Below are 17,038 nucleotides of genomic sequence, written 5' to 3'. Positions count from 1 at the left end.
GATGTGAGCGCTCACATTCTCAGGTCAGCGCTCGACCGTCCTCGTGACGGGCCATCCCGCTCCACTCCGCGACACCCCAGCCACACGTTTCCTGACGAAGAGGTCAACCGTGAACAGCTCCTCCCTCCGCCGCCCGGCCGCCCACCGGGCCGTCCGCACGTCGCCCGCCCCGCGCCTCCTCGCGGCCGCTCCGGCCTGACGTCCCCTCAGCCCCGACGGGCAGGCCTCGCGCACCCGTCGGCCCGGCGCATCCCCGGCCACCCGAGCCGTCGAGCGCCCGCACCACAGAGATCCCCTCACAGCACCATCACCCGTCATCGACGACGCCGTCGAGATGACACCTGACACGAATGGAACAACCGTGAAGAAAAAGCTCCTCGTCGGCATCGTCGCCGTCGGCATGGCATTCTCCCTGGCCGCCTGCTCCGGCGGCGGCGGCGGACGCGGCGGTGACGCCGGCGGCAGCAGCAGCGGCGACAACGCCGGTGCGCTGGTCGGCGTCGCGATGCCCACCAAGGTGTCCGAGCGCTGGATCAAGGACGGCGACGCCGTCAAGAGTGCCCTGGAAGACAAGGGATACAAGGTCGACCTCGAGTACGCCGACAACAAGATCCCCCAGCAGGTCCAGCAGATCAGCAACATGATCACCAAGGGCGCCAAGGTGCTCATCGTCGCCTCGATCGACGGTGGCTCGCTCAGCGACCAGCTCGACTCGGCCGCCAAGGCCGGCATCAAGGTCATCTCGTACGACCGCCTGCTGACCGGCAACGAGAACGTCGACTACTACGTCTCGTTCGACAACTACAAGGTCGGCGTCGACCAGGGCACCAGCCTGCTGACCGGTCTCGGCCTCGCCGACGCCGACGGCAAGAAGGTCGACGGCGCCTCGCCCAAGACCATCGAGGTCTTCGCCGGCAGCCCCGACGACAACAACGCGACCTTCTTCTTCAACGGCGCGATGGACACCCTCAAGCCCTACATCGAAGACGGCTCGCTGACGATCGGCTCCGGTCAGGACCAGTTCACGCAGGCCGCGACGCAGCAGTGGGACCCCGCCACCGCCAAGGCCCGCATGCAGAACCTGATCGCCTCGACCTACTCGGGCGGCACCAAGCTCGACGGCGTGCTCTCGCCCTACGACGGCATCTCGATCGGCATCATCTCGGCCCTCGAGGGCGCTGGCTACGCCAGTGACGCCCTGCCGGTCATCACCGGCCAGGACGCCGAGGCCGCCTCGGTCAAGTCGATCATCGAGGGTCAGCAGTACTCGACGATCTACAAGGACACCCGCCAGCTCGCCGACCAGTCCGTGCTGATGGCTGACGACCTGCTGACCGGCAAGACGCCCGAGACGAACGACGACAAGACGTACGACAACGGCGAGAAGGTCGTCCCGACCTTCCTCTTCCAGCCGACCATCGTCACCAAGGACAACTACAAGAAGGTCCTGATCGACAGCGGCTACTACACCGAGGCCGACCTCAAGTAGGTCCCTCCCCTGCGAGAACCGAGGAGGCGCCGGTCGCCGACCAGCGCCTCCTCGTCTCTCTGCTCCCCAGCGGCACCCACCCGACACACGGAAGAAGGAACACGTGGCGAACACGATCCTCGAGATGCGGGAGATCACCAAGACGTTCCCCGGCGTCAAGGCCCTGCAGGACGTCACGCTCGAGGTCGAGCGTGGCCAGGTCCACGCGATCTGCGGCGAGAACGGCGCCGGCAAGTCGACGCTGATGAAGGTGCTCTCGGGTGTCTACCCGCACGGCTCGTTCGACGGACAGATCCTGCTCGACGGTCAGCCCGTCGACTTCAAGAACATCAACGACTCCGAGGCCGCGGGCGTCGTCATCATCCACCAAGAGCTCGCTCTCAGCCCCTTCCTGTCGATCGCCGAGAACATCTTCCTCGGCAACGAGCAGTCCAAGGGCGGCTTCATCGACTGGAACAAGACCAACCTCGACGCCGCCGGTCTGCTGGCCCGCGTCGGCCTGCGCGACAACCCGATCACCAAGGTGGTCGACATCGGAGTCGGCAAGCAGCAGCTGGTCGAGATCGCCAAGGCGCTCTCGAAGCGCGTGAAGATCTTGATCCTCGACGAGCCGACCGCCGCCCTCAACGACGACGACTCGGCCCACCTGCTCGACCTGATCAAGAGCCTGCAGGCCCAGGGCATCACGTCGATCATCATCAGCCACAAGCTGAACGAGATCAAGGCGATCGCCGACAAGGTGACGATCATCCGCGACGGCAAGACCATCGAGACCCTCGACATGCACGCCGGCGAAGTGTCCGAAGATCGCATCATCAAAGGCATGGTCGGTCGCGACCTCGAGAGCCGCTACCCGGCCCACGAGTCGAAGGTCGGCGCCGAGCTGCTGCGCATCGAGGACTGGACCGTCCACCACCCCCTCGACGCGACGCGCGAGATCATCCACCAGGCCAACCTCAGCGTGAAGGCCGGCGAGATCGTCGGCATCGCCGGGCTGATGGGCGCCGGACGAACCGAGCTCGCGATGAGCGTCTTCGGCAAGAGCTACGGCACCGGCATCTCGGGCACCGTCTACAAGCGCGGCGAAAAGGTCGACACCTCGACCGTCAGCAAGGCGATCGCGGCCGGCATCGCCTATGCCACCGAGGACCGCAAGAAGTACGGCCTCAACCTGATCGACGACATCACCCGCAACGTCTCGGGTTCGGCGCTCTCCAAGCTCGCGAACTGGGGTTTCGTCAACCGGTCCGAAGAGAGCACCGTCGCCGAGCGCTTCCGCAAGAGCATGAACATCAAGGCGCCCACCGTGGCCGCCGTGACCGGAAAGCTCTCGGGCGGCAACCAGCAGAAGGTCGTGCTGTCCAAGTGGATGTACGCCGACCCGGACGTGCTGATCCTCGACGAGCCCACCCGCGGCATCGACGTCGGTGCCAAGTACGAGATCTACACGATCATCAACCAGCTCGCGGACGCGGGCAAGGGCGTCATCGTCATCTCGTCCGAGCTCCCCGAACTGCTGGGCATCTGCGACCGCATCTACACCCTCTCGGAGGGGCGCATCACGGCCGACGTGCCGATCGCCGAGGCGACCCCCGAATTCCTCCTGAAGTACATGACCCTCGAACGAGAGAGCCCCGTCAATGAGCGCGCCTAGCCCCACCCAGGCCACCGACCCGAAGCCCACGGGCGGGTCGCCCACCTCCCGTCAGCCGCAGTCCGGTTCGGGTGGCAACCCGATCACGGGTGCCGTCTCGTACCTCGGCGGACAACTGCGCCAGATCGGCCTGTTCATCGCGCTGATCGTGATCGTGCTGTTCTTCCAGATCACCACGAACGGCATCACCCTGGCGCCGATCAACGTGTCGAACCTGGTGGTCCAGAACAGCTACATCCTGATCCTGGCCATCGGCATGGTGATGGTCATCATCGCCGGCCACATCGACCTCTCGGTCGGGTCCATCGTCGCCTTCACCGGTGCGATGGCCGGCGTGATGATCACGCAGTGGGGCCTGCCCTGGCCGCTCGCCGTGGTGCTCTGCCTCGTGCTCGGTGCCCTGGTCGGGGCCTGGCAAGGCTTCTGGATCGCCTACTTCGGCATCCCGGCGTTCATCGTCACCCTGGCCGGCATGCTCGCCTTCCGTGGTGCCGCCCAGATCGCGCTGCAGAGCACGCAGATCTCGTCGTTCCCCCAGGGGTTCCGTGACATCGGTTCGGGCTTCCTGCCGGCGTTCGGCACGACCGGGTACGAGCCGCTGACGCTCATCCTCGGCGCTGTGGCCTCGGTCGCCCTGATCGGCACCGGCCTCCGTGGTCGGGCGACGCGTCGTAAATACCAGCTCGAGGACGAGCCCTTCGTCTGGTTCGTCACCAAGCTGGTCTTCACCGTCGCGCTCGTCATGTACGTCGGATTCCTGCTCGCGAGCTACTCGGGCACCCCGATCGTGCTGGTCATCCTCGCCGTGCTCGTCGTCGTCTACTCGACTGTGATGAAGAACTCGGTCTTCGGTCGTCACGTCTACGCGATCGGCGGCAACGTGCACGCCGCCGAGCTGTCGGGTGTCAAGACCAAGCGCGTCACCTTCCTGCTCTTCGTCAACATGGGCGTCATCGCCGCCCTCGCCGGAGTCGTCTTCACGGCCCAGCTGAACCTCGCGGCGTCCAGCGCTGGAACTGGATTCGAGCTCGACGCCATCGCGGCCGTCTTCATCGGCGGCGCCGCCGTCACGGGTGGCATCGGAACGGTCACCGGCGCGATCATCGGTGGTCTGATCATCGGCATCCTGAACAACGGCCTCTCGATCCTCGGTGTCGGCACCGAGTACCAGTCCCTGATCAAGGGCCTCGTGCTGCTCGCCGCGGTCGCGTTCGACGTCTTCAACAAGCGTCGCGCCGCCTCCTCCGGCAAGTAACGAGCCGCACCATCCCGCGAAGAGGCGCGGTTCCCGGTCACGGGAGCCGCGCCTCCTCGTCTCCCCGCCCCGGCGGGCACCGACCAGACCGCAGGAGGCGCGGGTCGGCCGCGCAGGACACCGACGTCCCGAAAACCGAACCGAACTAGGATCACCTCGTGGCAACCCTCTTCGACGTCGCGGCCGCGGCCGGCGTCTCGCACCAGACCGTGTCGCGGGTCGTCAACGGCGACCCGACCGTCCGTCCCGCCACCAAGGCCAAGGTCGACGTCGCCATCGACGAGCTCAACTACCGGCCCAGCCTGACCGCCCGGGCCCTGGCGAGCCGCAAGACGAGGTCGCTCGGCGTGATCAGCACCGGGTTCCCGTTCTACGGGCCGTCCAGCACGATGCACGGCTTCAACGGAGCGGCCCGTCGCGCCGGGTACCAGGTGTCGATGGCCACCCTCGACGTCGACGACCGGCTGGGCATGCGGCAGGCGCTCGACTCGCTGGTGGGCCAGAACGTGGCGGCCATCGTGCTCATCGCGCCCGACGCCGAGGCGCTCGAGGTGCTGCGACGCTCCGGGGTGTCGGTTCCGCTCGTCACCGCCGACAGCGAGGCCGAGGACGGCCACCACACGGTGTCGTTCGACCAGGCCGCCGGGGCCGAGGCCGCCGTCGAGCACCTCGTGTCGCTCGGGCACCGTCGCGTCGCGCACGTCGCCGGACCCGACGGGTGGATGGACGGCCGCGACCGCGAACGGGGCTGGCATGAGGCCTGCGCCCGGCTCGGCGTCGACTCGACGGTGCTGCTGCGCGGAGACTGGACGCCGCGCTCGGGGCATCGCATCGGCCGAGAGCTGGCCGAGCGCGACGACGTGACGGCCGTGTTCTGCGGCAACGACCAGATGGCGCTCGGGGTCGTGCACGCCTACGTCGACGCCGGTCGCGTCGTGCCGCGCGACGTCAGCATCGTCGGCTTCGACGACATCCCCGAGGCCGAGCACTTCGTCCCGCCGCTGACCACCGTGCGGCAGGACTTCGAGGCGCTCGGACGTCGTCTCATGACGACCGTCGAAGCGGTGCTCGCCGGCGACGAGGCGCCCGTCGCGGCGCTCGACCCCGAGCTCGTGGTCCGCCGGTCGACGGCGGCCCCCGCCCGCTGACGGACTCCGACCCGGCCGTGCGACATTGCACGGCCGCACTCGCTCATGTGAGAATGTGAGCGCTCACTTTCGCATCAGGACAAGGACGTTCCATGGCTGAGACCGCCATCCCCTCCGACTCGTCGCCCGCGGCTCCCGACCCCGCCGGCACGTCGGCCGACACGTACGTCGTCGGCGTCGACTACGGCACGCTCAGCGGCCGGGCCGTCGTCGTGCGCGTCCGCGACGGCGCCGAACTGGCCAGTGCCACGTTCGAGTACCCGCACGCCGTCGTCGACCGCACCCTCCCCGGCACGGGCGAGCGCCTCCCCGCCGACTGGGCCCTGCAGGTGCCGTCCGACTACGTCGACGTGCTGAAGAACGCAGTGCCCGAGGCCCTTCGCGCGTCGGGCGTCGACCCCTCCGCGGTCGTCGGCATTGGCACCGACTTCACCGCCTGCACCATGGTGCCGACCACCGCCGACGGCACCCCGCTCAACGAGCTCGACCGCTTCGCCGACCGCCCGCACGCCTTCGTCAAGCTGTGGCGTCACCATGCCGCGCAGGGCCAGGCCGACCGCATCAACGAGTTGGCTGCGTCGCGTGGCGAGTCGTGGCTGCCCCGGTACGGCGGGCTCATCTCGAGCGAGTGGGAGTTCGCCAAGGGCCTGCAGCTGCTCGAAGAGGACCCTGAGGTCTACGCCGCGACCGAGCACTGGGTCGAGGCCGCCGACTGGATCGTCTGGCAGCTGAGCGGTCGGTACGTCCGCAACGCCTGCACGGCGGGCTACAAGGGCATCTACCAGGACGGCGAGTACCCCAGCCGTGAGTTCCTCGCCGCACTCAACCCCGACTTCGCCGACTTCGCCGAGACCAAGGTCGTGCACGAGATCGGCGCCCTGGGCGACGTCGCGGGCACGCTGACCGCCGAGGCCGCCGGCTGGACCGGACTGCCCGAGGGCGTCGCCGTCGCCGTCGGCAACGTCGACGCGCACGTCACCGCCCCGGCCGCCAAGGCCACCCAGCCCGGCCAGATGGTCGCGATCATGGGCACGAGCACCTGCCACGTGATGAACGGCGACAAACTGGCCGAGGTGCCCGGCATGTGCGGCGTCGTCGACGGCGGCATCGTCGACGGGCTCTACGGCTACGAGGCGGGCCAGTCCGGCGTCGGCGACATCTTCGCCTGGTACGTGAAGAACCAGGTGCCGCAGTCGTCGGTCGAGGCCGCCGCGGCGGCCGGCAAGAGCGTGCACCAGCACCTCACCGACCTCGCCTACGAGCAGCCCGTCGGGGCCCACGGCCTCGTCGCCCTCGACTGGCACAGCGGCAACCGCTCGGTGCTCGTCGACCACGAGCTCAGCGGCGTCATCGTCGGCCAGACGCTCAGCACGACGCCCGAAGAGGGCTACCGCGCGCTGCTCGAGGCCACGGCCTTCGGCACCCGCCGCATCGTGCAGGCCTTCGAGGAGTCCGGCGTGCCGGTCACCGAGTTCATCGCCGCAGGCGGCCTGCTCAAGAACGCCCACCTGATGCAGACCTACAGCGACGTGCTGCGCCTGCCGATCTCGACCATCACGAGCGAGCAGGGCCCGGCCCTCGGCTCGGCCATCCACGCCGCCGTCGCCGCGGGTGCCTACCCCGACATCCGCTCGGCGGCCGAGGCCATGGGCAGCGTCGACCGGGCGACCTACGTTCCCGACGAGGCGGCCGCCGACGCGTACGACGCGCTCTACGCCGAGTACCTCCTGCTGCACGACTGGTTCGGTCGGGGCGGCAACGACGTGATGCACCGTCTGCGGGCGATGCGTCGCGAGGCGACCCGCGCCTCCTCGGGTCCCTCGGCGAACGCCGAGAGCGCCCGGGGCACGGACGCCCTCGAGCAGGACGCCACCGCCTCGGCCACGAGCGACGCGGGGGTGACCGCATGACCGGCTGGATCGACCGCTCGACGCAGGCGGCCATCGACGCGACGCGAGAAGACGTCGCCACCCTGCACGCCGAGCTCGTGCGCTACGGGCTCGTCGTCTGGACGGGCGGCAACGTGTCGGGTCGCGTACCCGGCACCGACCTCTTCGTCATCAAGCCCAGCGGCGTGCTCTACGACGACCTGACGGCCGAGAACCAGATCCTCTGCCGCCTCGACGGCACCGTGGTCGAGGGCACGCCGGGCAGCGACCGCAGCCCGTCGAGCGACACGGCCGCGCACGCCTACGTGTACCGAACCATGCCGCACGTCGGGGGAGTGGTGCACACGCACTCGACCTACGCCACGGCCTGGGCCGCGCGCGGCGAGGCGATCCCCTGCGTGATCACGGCCATGGCCGACGAGTTCGGCGGCGAGATCCCCGTCGGGCCGTTCGCGATCATCGGCGACGACTCGATCGGCCGCGGCATCGTCGCGACGCTCGAGGGGCACCGCAGCCGGGCCGTGCTGATGCAGAACCACGGCGTCTTCACGATCGGCAAGGACGCCCGCGACGCGGTCAAGGCCGCCGTCATGACCGAAGACGTGGCCCGGACCGTCCACATCACCCGCCAGCTCGGCGAACCCATCCCCATCCCGGCAGAGAGCATCGACGCCCTCTTCGACCGGTACCAGAACGTCTATGGACAAGCACCCGCAGGAGAACTGAAGTGACGAACGACACGCTCGACCCCACCGCCTTCCTCGCCTCGCGAGAGGTGTGGTTCCTCACCGGCAGTCAGGGCCTCTACGGCGAAGAGACGCTGAGGCAGGTCGCCGACCAGTCGCGTGCCATCGCCGACGAGCTGGCCGCCGCCTCCGACGTGCCGGTGCGCCTCGTCTGGAAGCCCGTGCTGACCGACGCCGACGCCATCCGCCGCACGATGCTCGAGGCGAACCTCGACGACTCGGTCATCGGCGTCACGGCCTGGATGCACACGTTCAGCCCGGCCAAGATGTGGATCGGCGGCCTCGACGCCCTGCGCAAGCCGCTGCTGCACCTGCACACGCAGGCGAACGTGGCGCTGCCCTGGGCCGACATCGACTTCGACTTCATGAACCTCAACCAGGCCGCCCACGGCGACCGCGAGTTCGGCTACATGCAGACCCGTCTCGGCGTGCCGCGCAAGACGGTCGTCGGCCACGTCAGCGACCCGCGCGTGCAGCAGCAGGTGGGCACCTGGATGCGCGCCGCCGCGGGCGCCTCGGCGATGCGCTCGCTCAAGCTGGCCCGCTTCGGCGACAACATGCGCTTCGTCGGCGTGACCGAGGGCGACAAGACCGAGGCCGAGCTGGCCTTCGGCGTCCAGGTGAACACCTGGGGCGTCAACGAGCTGGCCGAGGCCGTCGCCGCGGCGACCGACACGGCGATCGACGAGCTCGTCGCGGTGTACGAGGCCGAGTACGACGTCGTGCCCGCGCTGCGCGCCGGTGGCGAGCGTCACCAGTCGCTGCGGGACGGTGCCGCGATCGAGATCGGGCTGCGGTCCTTCCTCGAGGCCGGCGGGTTCAGCGCGTTCACCACGAACTTCGAAGACCTGGGCGCACTGAAGCAGCTGCCCGGCCTCGCGGTCCAGCGCCTGATGGCCGAGGGCTACGGCTTCGGGGCCGAGGGCGACTGGAAGACCTCGGTGCTGGTGCGTGCGGCCAACGTGATGGGCGCCGGGCTGCCGGGTGGCGCCTCCTTGATGGAGGACTACACGTACCACCTGGTGCCCGGCGAGGAGAAGATCCTCGGGGCGCACATGCTCGAGGTCAGCCCGGCGCTGACGTCGGGGCGCGCCTCGCTCGAGGTGCACGCACTCGGCATCGGCGGCAAGGACGACCCGGTGCGCCTGGTCTTCTCCGCCGACCCCGGCCCGGCCGTCGTCGTCGCGATGAGCGACGTGCGCGACCGGTTCCGCCTCACGGTCAACGTGGTCGACGTGGTCGAGCCCGACGAGGACCTGCCGAACCTGCCGGTGGGGCGCGCGGTGTGGAAGCCCCGCCCGTCGTTCGCCGTGTCGGCCGAGGCGTGGCTGACGGCCGGCGCCGCGCACCACACGGTGATGTCGACCGCGGTCGGGCTCGAGGCCTTCGAAGACCTGGCGCGCATCGTCGAGACCGAGCTGCTGGTCATCGACGAGGACACCCGCATCCGCGACTTCCGTCACGAGGTCGCCTGGAACGCCGCGTACCACCGCCTCGCCCGCGGCCTGTAGGCCTCGCGGCCGGCTCGCGGTTCGCGGTTCGCGCTTCTCGCGCGGTCTGCGCATCGAGTGGTCCCGGATCGTCCTCCGCCCCACGGCGGACGACGGTCCGGGACCATTCGTCGTCGCGATGGCTGAGCCCGCTCGACCCCGTCTGCCCCGAGGAGGCGCGGGTCTAGATCCAACCGAGATCTCGCGCGTCCGAGGCGGCCCGTCCTCGGTCGGGCGCCCCGACCTTGCGGACGGCGGACGAGATCAGGTTGCGCACCGTGCCCTCGGCGAGGTGCAGTTCGGCGGCGCACCGTCTGGTCGAGAGCGACCGCTCGACGAGGCGCAAGACGTCACGCTCGCGTGCCGTGAGCGGGCACGCCTCGGCGCGGAGGACCGTGGCCGCCAACCTCGGGTCGACGTGGTCTTCTCCGGCAGCCGTTCGCCGGACGACGGCGAGGAGTTCGTCGATGCTCGCCTGCTTCGAGACGACCGCGTCGATGCCCGACTGGACGATCTGACGGACGAGCACGGCGGGCAAGCGGCGACCCAGGACGACGACCGCGTCGTGCCCTTCGCGCAGTCGCCGGGCGGCGTCCACGACGTCGGGGTGGTCGTCGGCGTCGATGACCAGCACGCTCCGCGGGGGTGGCCCTGGTTCGGAGGAGGGCTTCGCGGACTCGTGGATCGCGACGGCTTTCAGCCCCGGCGTCACACGGATGCACGCCTCGATCGCCGACCGCGTCAGCACCTCGTCGGCGACCACGCACACGTCGATCCTCCCGTCGGTCGACATGGCATCCCCCTACTCGTCATCGACTTCGTGACCAGTATCTCTCATGACGCCTTCGTGACACGTGCGTGGTGAGTCGGTGACGACGGTGACTATCGAGCCCGGGTGCGGATGTCGAGACTCAACAGTGTCCGATTGGTTCATCACGGAGGAGCAAGCGCATGCGGACGGATTTGGCGGCATGAGCACGGTTCCGCTCGTCGAGATCCGAGAAGTGTCACGGCTCTTCGAGAGCCGAGGTGGGAGACCGCCCGCCGTCGACCGTGTCTCGTTGGACCTTCACGAGGGCGAGATCGTCGCGATCGTCGGTCGCTCCGGCTCGGGCAAGTCGACTCTGGTGCAGATGGTCGGTGCTCTCGACACCCCCGATCACGGTCAGATCGTCTTCGACGGAATGACACTTTCTTCCCTCTCCGAGGCGGAGCGCACCGTCCTGCGAAGAGATCGCATCGGATTCGTCTTCCAGGACTCCCACCTCGTCCCGACCCTGTCGGTGCTCGAGAATGTCGCGCTCACGTCACTCGTCGCGGGAAGACGCCGCTCGGAATGGGCGGATCGAGCGCACGCGCTGCTCGACGAACTCGGCCTCGACGGTCTCGGATCGGCCCGTCCGGCCACCTTGTCGGGCGGAGAGGCCCAGCGTGTGGCCCTGGCTCGAGCGCTCTTCTCCCGTCCGTCTCTCGTCCTCGCCGACGAGCCGACCGGCGCGCTCGACAGTGCGACCTCACGGGATGTCCTGAGGCTGCTCCGGGGCGTGGTCGTCGACGACCAGGCGTCAGCGGTCGTGGTGGTCACCCATGACCTCGAGACCGCCTGCATCGCCGACAGGATCATCGTCCTGCGAGACGGCCGAGTCATCGCCGACGAACGCTTCACACCGGCGGCCACGATCGACAGCGTCGAGGGGAGGGCCCATGAAGAACGCGTTCGCGCTTGGTTGGCGGAACATCGCTGACGGACGGCGGCGGGCAGGACTCACCGCCCTCACGGCAGCCTTGGGGGTCGCCCTTCTCACGGCCTCACTCGTCACCGGACTGACGGCGCGCCAGACGGTCGTCGACGGAATCGATTCGTTGCTCACGTTCGGGGACGTGGGCATCGTCCCCGAGGTGGATCGTGAGTTCGTCGACGAGGGTCTCGTGGACGCACTCGCCGCCGATCCCGGAGTCGTGTCGTCGCTCCCCACCCTGAGTCGAGAGACGGTCGCGGTCGGCGCGACAGGTGAGGCGGAGACCCTCCTCCTGACCGGCGCCCCGGCCGGGCCGGACTCGCTCGCCTCCCAGGTGGTCACCGACGGTCGAGCTCCTCGACCGGGCTCGGACGAGGTCCTGGTGCCGACCGATGTCGCAGACCGCATGGACGCCTCCCTGGGGAGTCGAATGTCGATGACGACTCCCTCGGGCGTCCGCTCGTTCGACGTGGTGGGGCTCGTCGACCCCCGCTCGTTGGGTGTCTTCGCCCGGGACAACCTCTTCACCGACCTCGAGGTCGTCCAGAGGGCGTTCGGGCTCGAGGGTGACCTCACCCGTCTCGACCTCGAACTCGATCCTGCAGTCGCGTCCACCTGGGCAGCAGAACACCGAGCGGCGCTCCCGTCCGGAGCCGTCTTCCAGGACACGTCGGCCGTGGCCGACGGCCTCGGGCCCATCGAAACGGCCGTGACGGCGGTGATGGCAGGGCTCGCTCTGGTCGCCCTCGCCGTGTCGGCACTGCTCGGTTCACTGGCGAGCACGGCTGCCGTCCGAGCACGGCGCCGCACCTACGGTGTGCTGCGCGCCACGGGCGCGTCCACGCGGTGGTTGGTCTCGTCGGTCGGCGCCGAGATCGCCATCGTCGCAGCGGCCGGAACGGTCGTGGGCGTCGCGGTCGGCGTCGCAGGCGCTGCGGTGGTGATGAGTCGGACGGACGGGGAGACCCCGTCTCTTCCGACCCTCACCCTCTCGGTCGGTCTCGGTGTCCTCGCGGGAGCGACCTCCGCCGTGCTCGGAGCCCGACGAGCCGTCGCCGACGTCCGTCGAATTCCGCCGGCGTTCGTCGTGAGGGGCGTCGAACCCGCAGACGGTTCGCCCGGATCGTGCTCACGGCGACGAACCGTCGCGGTCGCCGTGGTCGCATCGGTCTCAGCGCTGGTGATCTGGGCCCTCGACTCAGGCGCCGTCCTCGATGCTCTGGGCCTGGTCGCTCTGGCGGCCTGTGCGGTGGCCCTCTCCCGCCTCGCGATCGCGCCCCTGGCGGCGTTCGCGGCCAGGCTCCAATGGGCAGCCGACCTGGCGCGTCGCCGACCGACCCGCGGCAGGTCGACGGTGACCGGGGCCCTCACCCTGGTGGTCTTCGGTGCGGTGTCGCTCGCCACCTGCGTCGGTGCCGTCGCCTCCGCGACAGGGGAACAGATCGATCGGCAGTTCGGGGCCGACGTGCAAGTCACGTCGGTCGTGCCCTTGTCGGACGACGCCGAGCCGATCGTCGTCGTCGACGGCGTTCGGGACGTCGCGCGGTCGGTGTCCGGTGAAGCCACCGTCCTGTCGGCGTCCGCCGAACTCGACGTGCCGTTCCAGGCGATCAACCCCGAGACCTGGTTCGACGTGTCGGGGCTCGCGTGGTCCGCCGGTGGCGGATCGAGAGGTGTCGAGTTGCTGAGGGCCGGTGGGGGCATCGCTCTGCCGAGGGGGGTCGCCGAGTCCCTGACTGTGGCCCCGGGCGATGAGGTCGTCGTGTCGGCCGGGGGGACTCAGGTGCCCCTCGAAGTCGTCGGGCTCTTCACCTCGGTGGCCACGGGGCAACAGGTCGTCATCGACCGCAGGACGGCGGGGGAACTCGGTGTCACGGGGGTCTCTCGGTGGGACGTGTCGGCAGACGGAGGGGTCGATGTCGCCGACTTGTCAGACCGCGTCGCCGCGCAGGTGGTCGGTGTCCCCGGTGTCGACGTCATCACCGCCGAGGCGACGAGGGATCGTGCAGCCTCCGAGACGGCAGCCCTCACGGCAGGACTCTTCGCTGCGGTGACGGTGACTCTGGCCCTCGGGGCCCTGGGGGCCAGCAGCACGCTGAGCCTCGACGTCGAATCGCGGCGTGATGAACTCGCCGTGCTCCGCACCGTGGGGTGCCGACGTCGCGGCGTCGGTGCCCTCGTCGCCTGGGACGCCACCGTGATCGCCGTGGCGTCGCTGAGTGCAGGACTGTTCCTCGGCTCGTTCGGGGGAGCACTCGGGACGCGGATCGTCTCGAGGCTCCTCGGCGTGGGGGTCGACCCGGTGGTCGATCCCGTGACGATCGCGGAAATCGTCGGCGTGACGGCGATCGCTCTCGCCTTCGCCGCCGTGGGGCCGGTCCTGCGGGCCTCCCGCACGGATCCCCTGACGATTCTGAGGGGCACGTCATGAGTGCCGACGCGAGAACGGGCTCAGCCGCCCGCCCCCGTCTGCGAGACAGCATCATCGTCGTCGCCGAGACCGGGCATACGGCGACGCCCGTCGTTGTTCACCCCCGCATGAGCATTCCCCTCTCGATCCTCGACCTCGCCCCCGTCGCACCCGGTCAGACCGTGCGCGAGAGCTTCGCGGCCTCCGTGGCCCTGGCGCAGCAGGCCGAGGCGAGTGGGTACCGGCGGGTCTGGTACGCCGAGCACCACAACATGGCCTCCATCGCCTCGAGCGCGACGTCGGTGCTGATCGCCCACATCGCGAGCCAGACCTCGACCATCCGCCTCGGCTCCGGCGGCGTCATGCTGCCGAACCACTCGCCGCTCGCCATCGCCGAGCAGTTCGGCACCCTCGAGACCCTGCACCCGGGCCGCATCGACCTCGGCCTCGGCCGCGCCCCCGGAAGCGACCAGGCCACGTTCCGCGCCATGCGCCGCGACCCCTCGTCGTCCGAGCGCTTCCCGCAGGACGTCGTCGAGCTGCAGGCCTTCCTCGCGGGGGAGTCCCGCGTCGCCGGCGTCCAGGCCGTCCCCGGTGCCGGCACGAACGTGCCGCTGTACATCCTCGGCTCGTCGCTCTTCGGCGCGAAGCTCGCCGCCGCCCTCGGCCTGCCCTACGCGTTCGCCTCCCACTTCGCCCCCGGCGACCTGATCGACGCCGTCTCGGCCTACCGCCGAGAGTTCCAGCCGTCGACCCAGCTCAGCGAGCCGTACGTGCTCGCCGCCGTCAACGCGGTCGTCGCCGACGACGCGGACGAGGCCGACGCCCAGTTCGCCACCATGAAGCGCCAACGTCTGATGATGCTGCTGCGCCAGAGCGGCCAGATCGACCCCACGCGCGAGTTCGGTGACGACGAACTCGACCACCTGCTGCGGACCCCGGTCGGCCAGCACGTCCAGACCATGACGACCTACACCGCCGTCGGCACGCCCGGCGACGCCCGCGAGTACATGGAGCAGTTCGCCCGCACCGCCCAGGCCGACGAGCTGATCGTCGCGCACGCGGCCTCGTCGACGGAGGCGCGCCTCCGTTCGGTCGCGCTCCTCGCCGACGCGATGCAGCTGGCCCCCGCCGCCGCGTAGCCCACCGGCGCCTCCGGGCGAGACGCGCTGCGCCCCTCCCGCCGGACACCGCCGAGTGGACTGGACACCGAGACATGCGACGGTGTCCTGTCCGCTGGGCGGTGTCTTCGTCGTAGCAGCCGGTGGCTACGGCGCGGTGAAGAGGAAGACGAACACGACGGCGACCGGCTGCAGGGCCGCCCCGCCGAGCAGCATCGTGCGGCGCAGCCACGGCCGCGACGAGATCGCGGGCGTGCCGAGCACGGGGCTGAGCGGCATGAGCAGCCGGAACAGGCTCTGCTGCGGCAGGAACACCGCGACGAGGTAGGCGAAGAACCCCGCGACGAACCCGACGACCTCGTGGCCGAGGCGCAGGGTCGAGCGGCGGGTCATCCAGAACGTGAACGACACGATGATGGCCAGCACGAGCACGATGCCGCCGATGCCCAACCAGCGGCCGGCCAGCAGGAACCACGGCGTCAAGGGCACGAAGGCCGGGCGGCCGACGTAGTCGACCCACCAGGCCATCTCGGTCTCGAGGTAGGCGTCCGACTGACCCGTGACGACGTGCGCGACGACCGGCCACGCGAGTCCGGCCGCGGCCATCGCGAGCCCCGCCACGACGATCGTCGTCAGTTCACGGGGCGGCATCCGGTCGCCAACGACGAACTCCCGCAGACCGGCCCAGGCGCGGCGGACCGACGTGCGGGCGGCGAGGGCGAGCGCAGGAGGCGCGGTACCGATCCCGGCGATCCGTCGCGTCCCGGCGTCTGCGGGAGGCCGCGTCGCCGCCCCGGTCGTCGCGGCGGCGGCCGTCGCGGCAGGGGCATGCCCCCCGGACACAGCCGACGGCCGGGCCTGGGGACGCTCCCGCTCGGTGTGCCAGCGCACGATCAGGTGGATGCCGAGCGCCAACGCCAGGGCGAGCGCCCCGGGTCGGACGAACGACGCGAGGATGCCCGCCGACGCCACGAGCGGGTAGTTCCGCCGCTGCATGGCGAGCAGGCCGCCGAACATCAGCAGCAGGAAGAGGCTCTCGGCGTAGCCGACCGACATGACGAACGCCACCGGCCCGAAGCAGAACAGCAGCACGGCCCAGAGGGCACCGGTGCGTCCGACCTTCGTCACGAGCAGGCGGTGGAGCACGATCGTCGCGCCCGCACCGAACACGGTGGCGAGCAGGGGCGCGGCGACGACGAAGTCCATGCCCGTGGCCACCATCAGCAGGTGGCAGAGGTACGGGAAGACCGGCAGGAACGCCCACTCGTTCGGCAGCACCTCGCCCGAGGCGTCGGTGGGCAGGGTCGACGGATAGCCGTGCAACGCGATGGTGCGGTACCGGTCGGCGTCCCACGACGACGTGAAGTCGAGGAAGCTGCGGTCGCTGCCCGGCGTGATGAAGGTCGCCCCGGCCAGTTTCGCGACCTCGTAGACGGCGAAGAGGACGCTCGTCGAGAACAGCCGCGACGCGAGGTATACGACGAGCACGCTGCGCCAGCTGCCCGACAATCGACCGGCCAGATCGACGGAGAAAGCGGGTCGGCGCAGCCTCGCCGCCGACGGCGACGCGATCGTCTCGCGGCTCACCGCCCCGCCCCGTGTCCGGTCATCTGGACGACGCTACCAAGAGTCGGCTGGGACGGGGCAAGATCGACCCGTGCCCCTTCCGTCCTTCGCCGCCCTCGGGATCGACGACGTCGCGGTCGCGGTCTACCGTCACGTCGTCGCCGGGGCCGGGGTGGCGGACGCCGCGGGAACGGCGGCCGGGCCGACGCCCGAGGCCGTGGCGCGGGCCGTGCACCTCGACGAGGCGACGGCCCTGGCCGCCCTGGAGCGCCTCCGTTCGCTCGGGCTCGTCCAGCGCTCGGCGGGAGGCGAGGGCTACGGCGCGGTGGACCCGCGCGTGGCCGTGCCGGCCGTCGTCGCCGCCCGTGCCGACGCGCTCGTCGAGGTCCGCGCGGCCGTGCCCGAGCTGGGAGCGTTGTTCGACGAGGGTCGTCGCCCGCACGACGCCGACGAGCTGACGCGGGTGGTCGTCGGGCACGAGGCCGTGGGGGACTGGTACTCGAGGCTGGAGCACCGGGCGACCACCGACTT

General features: G+C 70.1%; 13 protein-coding genes. 11 read left to right on the top strand and 2 right to left on the bottom strand.

All coding sequences use genetic code 11. The features are described from left to right. Positions 1-334 precede the first annotated feature (334 nt). The 7 genes from chvE to araA all read left to right on the top strand — a co-directional run bounded on the left by chvE (position 335) and on the right by araA (position 9,692). On the top strand, positions 335-1,489 hold the full coding sequence (gene chvE / locus SZ60_RS08425) for a multiple monosaccharide ABC transporter substrate-binding protein (protein ID WP_043595116.1): 1,155 nt from the start codon (positions 335-337) through the stop codon (positions 1,487-1,489). A gap of 124 nt (positions 1,490-1,613) precedes the next feature. Continuing rightward, on the top strand, positions 1,614-3,143 hold the full coding sequence (mmsA, locus tag SZ60_RS08420; RefSeq protein ID WP_199859237.1) for a multiple monosaccharide ABC transporter ATP-binding protein: 1,530 nt from the start codon (positions 1,614-1,616) through the stop codon (positions 3,141-3,143). Next, complete coding sequence (gene mmsB, locus SZ60_RS08415; RefSeq protein ID WP_082059986.1) at positions 3,130-4,398, top strand: multiple monosaccharide ABC transporter permease; 1,269 nt, start codon at positions 3,130-3,132, stop codon at positions 4,396-4,398. The genes mmsA and mmsB overlap by 14 nt, the downstream gene beginning before the upstream one ends. Before the next feature lie 158 nt (positions 4,399-4,556). After that, positions 4,557-5,546 (top strand): LacI family DNA-binding transcriptional regulator, encoded by a 990-nt coding sequence (locus tag SZ60_RS08410; protein ID WP_043595114.1) that lies wholly within the window; start codon positions 4,557-4,559, stop codon positions 5,544-5,546. A 92-nt stretch (positions 5,547-5,638) separates the two neighbouring features. Further along, complete coding sequence (araB, locus tag SZ60_RS08405; RefSeq protein ID WP_082059985.1) at positions 5,639-7,456, top strand: ribulokinase; 1,818 nt, start codon at positions 5,639-5,641, stop codon at positions 7,454-7,456. Beyond that, complete coding sequence (locus SZ60_RS08400; protein ID WP_043595113.1) at positions 7,453-8,166, top strand: L-ribulose-5-phosphate 4-epimerase; 714 nt, start codon at positions 7,453-7,455, stop codon at positions 8,164-8,166. Before araB ends, SZ60_RS08400 begins: the two co-directional genes overlap by 4 nt. Then, positions 8,163-9,692, top strand: a complete 1,530-nt coding sequence (araA, locus tag SZ60_RS08395) for an L-arabinose isomerase (protein WP_043595112.1) — start codon at positions 8,163-8,165, stop codon at positions 9,690-9,692. The genes SZ60_RS08400 and araA overlap by 4 nt, the downstream gene beginning before the upstream one ends. Positions 9,693-9,855: 163 nt before the next feature. Here the strand turns inward: araA and SZ60_RS16440 are convergent, their stop codons facing one another. Then, on the bottom strand, positions 9,856-10,464 hold the full coding sequence (locus SZ60_RS16440; RefSeq protein ID WP_052505253.1) for a response regulator transcription factor: 609 nt from the start codon (positions 10,462-10,464) through the stop codon (positions 9,856-9,858). A gap of 61 nt (positions 10,465-10,525) precedes the next feature. Here SZ60_RS16440 and SZ60_RS08385 point away from each other — a divergent pair, with 61 nt between their 5' ends. The 3 genes from SZ60_RS08385 (at position 10,526) to SZ60_RS08375 (ending at position 14,962) form a co-directional block, all read left to right on the top strand. Then, positions 10,526-11,416 (top strand): ABC transporter ATP-binding protein, encoded by an 891-nt coding sequence (locus SZ60_RS08385; RefSeq protein ID WP_231567089.1) that lies wholly within the window; start codon positions 10,526-10,528, stop codon positions 11,414-11,416. Next, positions 11,376-13,841 (top strand): ABC transporter permease, encoded by a 2,466-nt coding sequence (locus SZ60_RS08380; protein ID WP_197073530.1) that lies wholly within the window; start codon positions 11,376-11,378, stop codon positions 13,839-13,841. The genes SZ60_RS08385 and SZ60_RS08380 overlap by 41 nt, the downstream gene beginning before the upstream one ends. A 107-nt stretch (positions 13,842-13,948) precedes the next feature. Next, entirely contained in the window at positions 13,949-14,962 is a 1,014-nt protein-coding gene (locus SZ60_RS08375; protein WP_043595110.1) for an LLM class flavin-dependent oxidoreductase, read from the top strand. 126 nt (positions 14,963-15,088) lie between these two features. Here SZ60_RS08375 and SZ60_RS08370 read toward each other — a convergent pair whose 3' ends face one another. Continuing rightward, on the bottom strand, positions 15,089-16,528 hold the full coding sequence (locus SZ60_RS08370) for a mannosyltransferase family protein (RefSeq protein WP_052505252.1): 1,440 nt from the start codon (positions 16,526-16,528) through the stop codon (positions 15,089-15,091). A 70-nt stretch (positions 16,529-16,598) separates the two neighbouring features. Here SZ60_RS08370 and SZ60_RS08365 point away from each other — a divergent pair. Beyond that, positions 16,599-17,038, top strand: a 440-nt coding sequence (locus tag SZ60_RS08365; protein ID WP_043595109.1) for a hypothetical protein, incomplete at its 3' end; no start/stop codon positions are given.

The organism is Frigoribacterium sp. MEB024 (assembly GCF_000878135.1).
GTDB lineage: Bacteria > Actinomycetota > Actinomycetes > Actinomycetales > Microbacteriaceae > Frigoribacterium.
The sequence above is the reverse complement of the archived record's forward strand: the minus strand, read 5'-3'. Positions and strand labels throughout refer to the sequence as shown.

What these genes read in the sequence shown, in the direction of transcription:
- mmsB (WP_082059986.1), top strand. Translation starts at nt 3,130, where the DNA reads ATGAGCGCGCCTAGCCCCACCCAGGCCACCGACCCGAAGCCCACGGGC.
- SZ60_RS08380 (WP_197073530.1), top strand. Translation starts at nt 11,376, where the DNA reads ATGAAGAACGCGTTCGCGCTTGGTTGGCGGAACATCGCTGACGGACGG.
- mmsA (WP_199859237.1), top strand. Translation starts at nt 1,614, where the DNA reads ATGCGGGAGATCACCAAGACGTTCCCCGGCGTCAAGGCCCTGCAGGAC.
- araB (WP_082059985.1), top strand. Translation starts at nt 5,639, where the DNA reads ATGGCTGAGACCGCCATCCCCTCCGACTCGTCGCCCGCGGCTCCCGAC.
- chvE (WP_043595116.1), top strand. Translation starts at nt 335, where the DNA reads ATGACACCTGACACGAATGGAACAACCGTGAAGAAAAAGCTCCTCGTC.
- SZ60_RS08375 (WP_043595110.1), top strand. Translation starts at nt 13,949, where the DNA reads ATGAGCATTCCCCTCTCGATCCTCGACCTCGCCCCCGTCGCACCCGGT.
- SZ60_RS16440 (WP_052505253.1), bottom strand. Translation starts at nt 10,464, where the DNA reads ATGTCGACCGACGGGAGGATCGACGTGTGCGTGGTCGCCGACGAGGTG.
- SZ60_RS08400 (WP_043595113.1), top strand. Translation starts at nt 7,453, where the DNA reads ATGACCGGCTGGATCGACCGCTCGACGCAGGCGGCCATCGACGCGACG.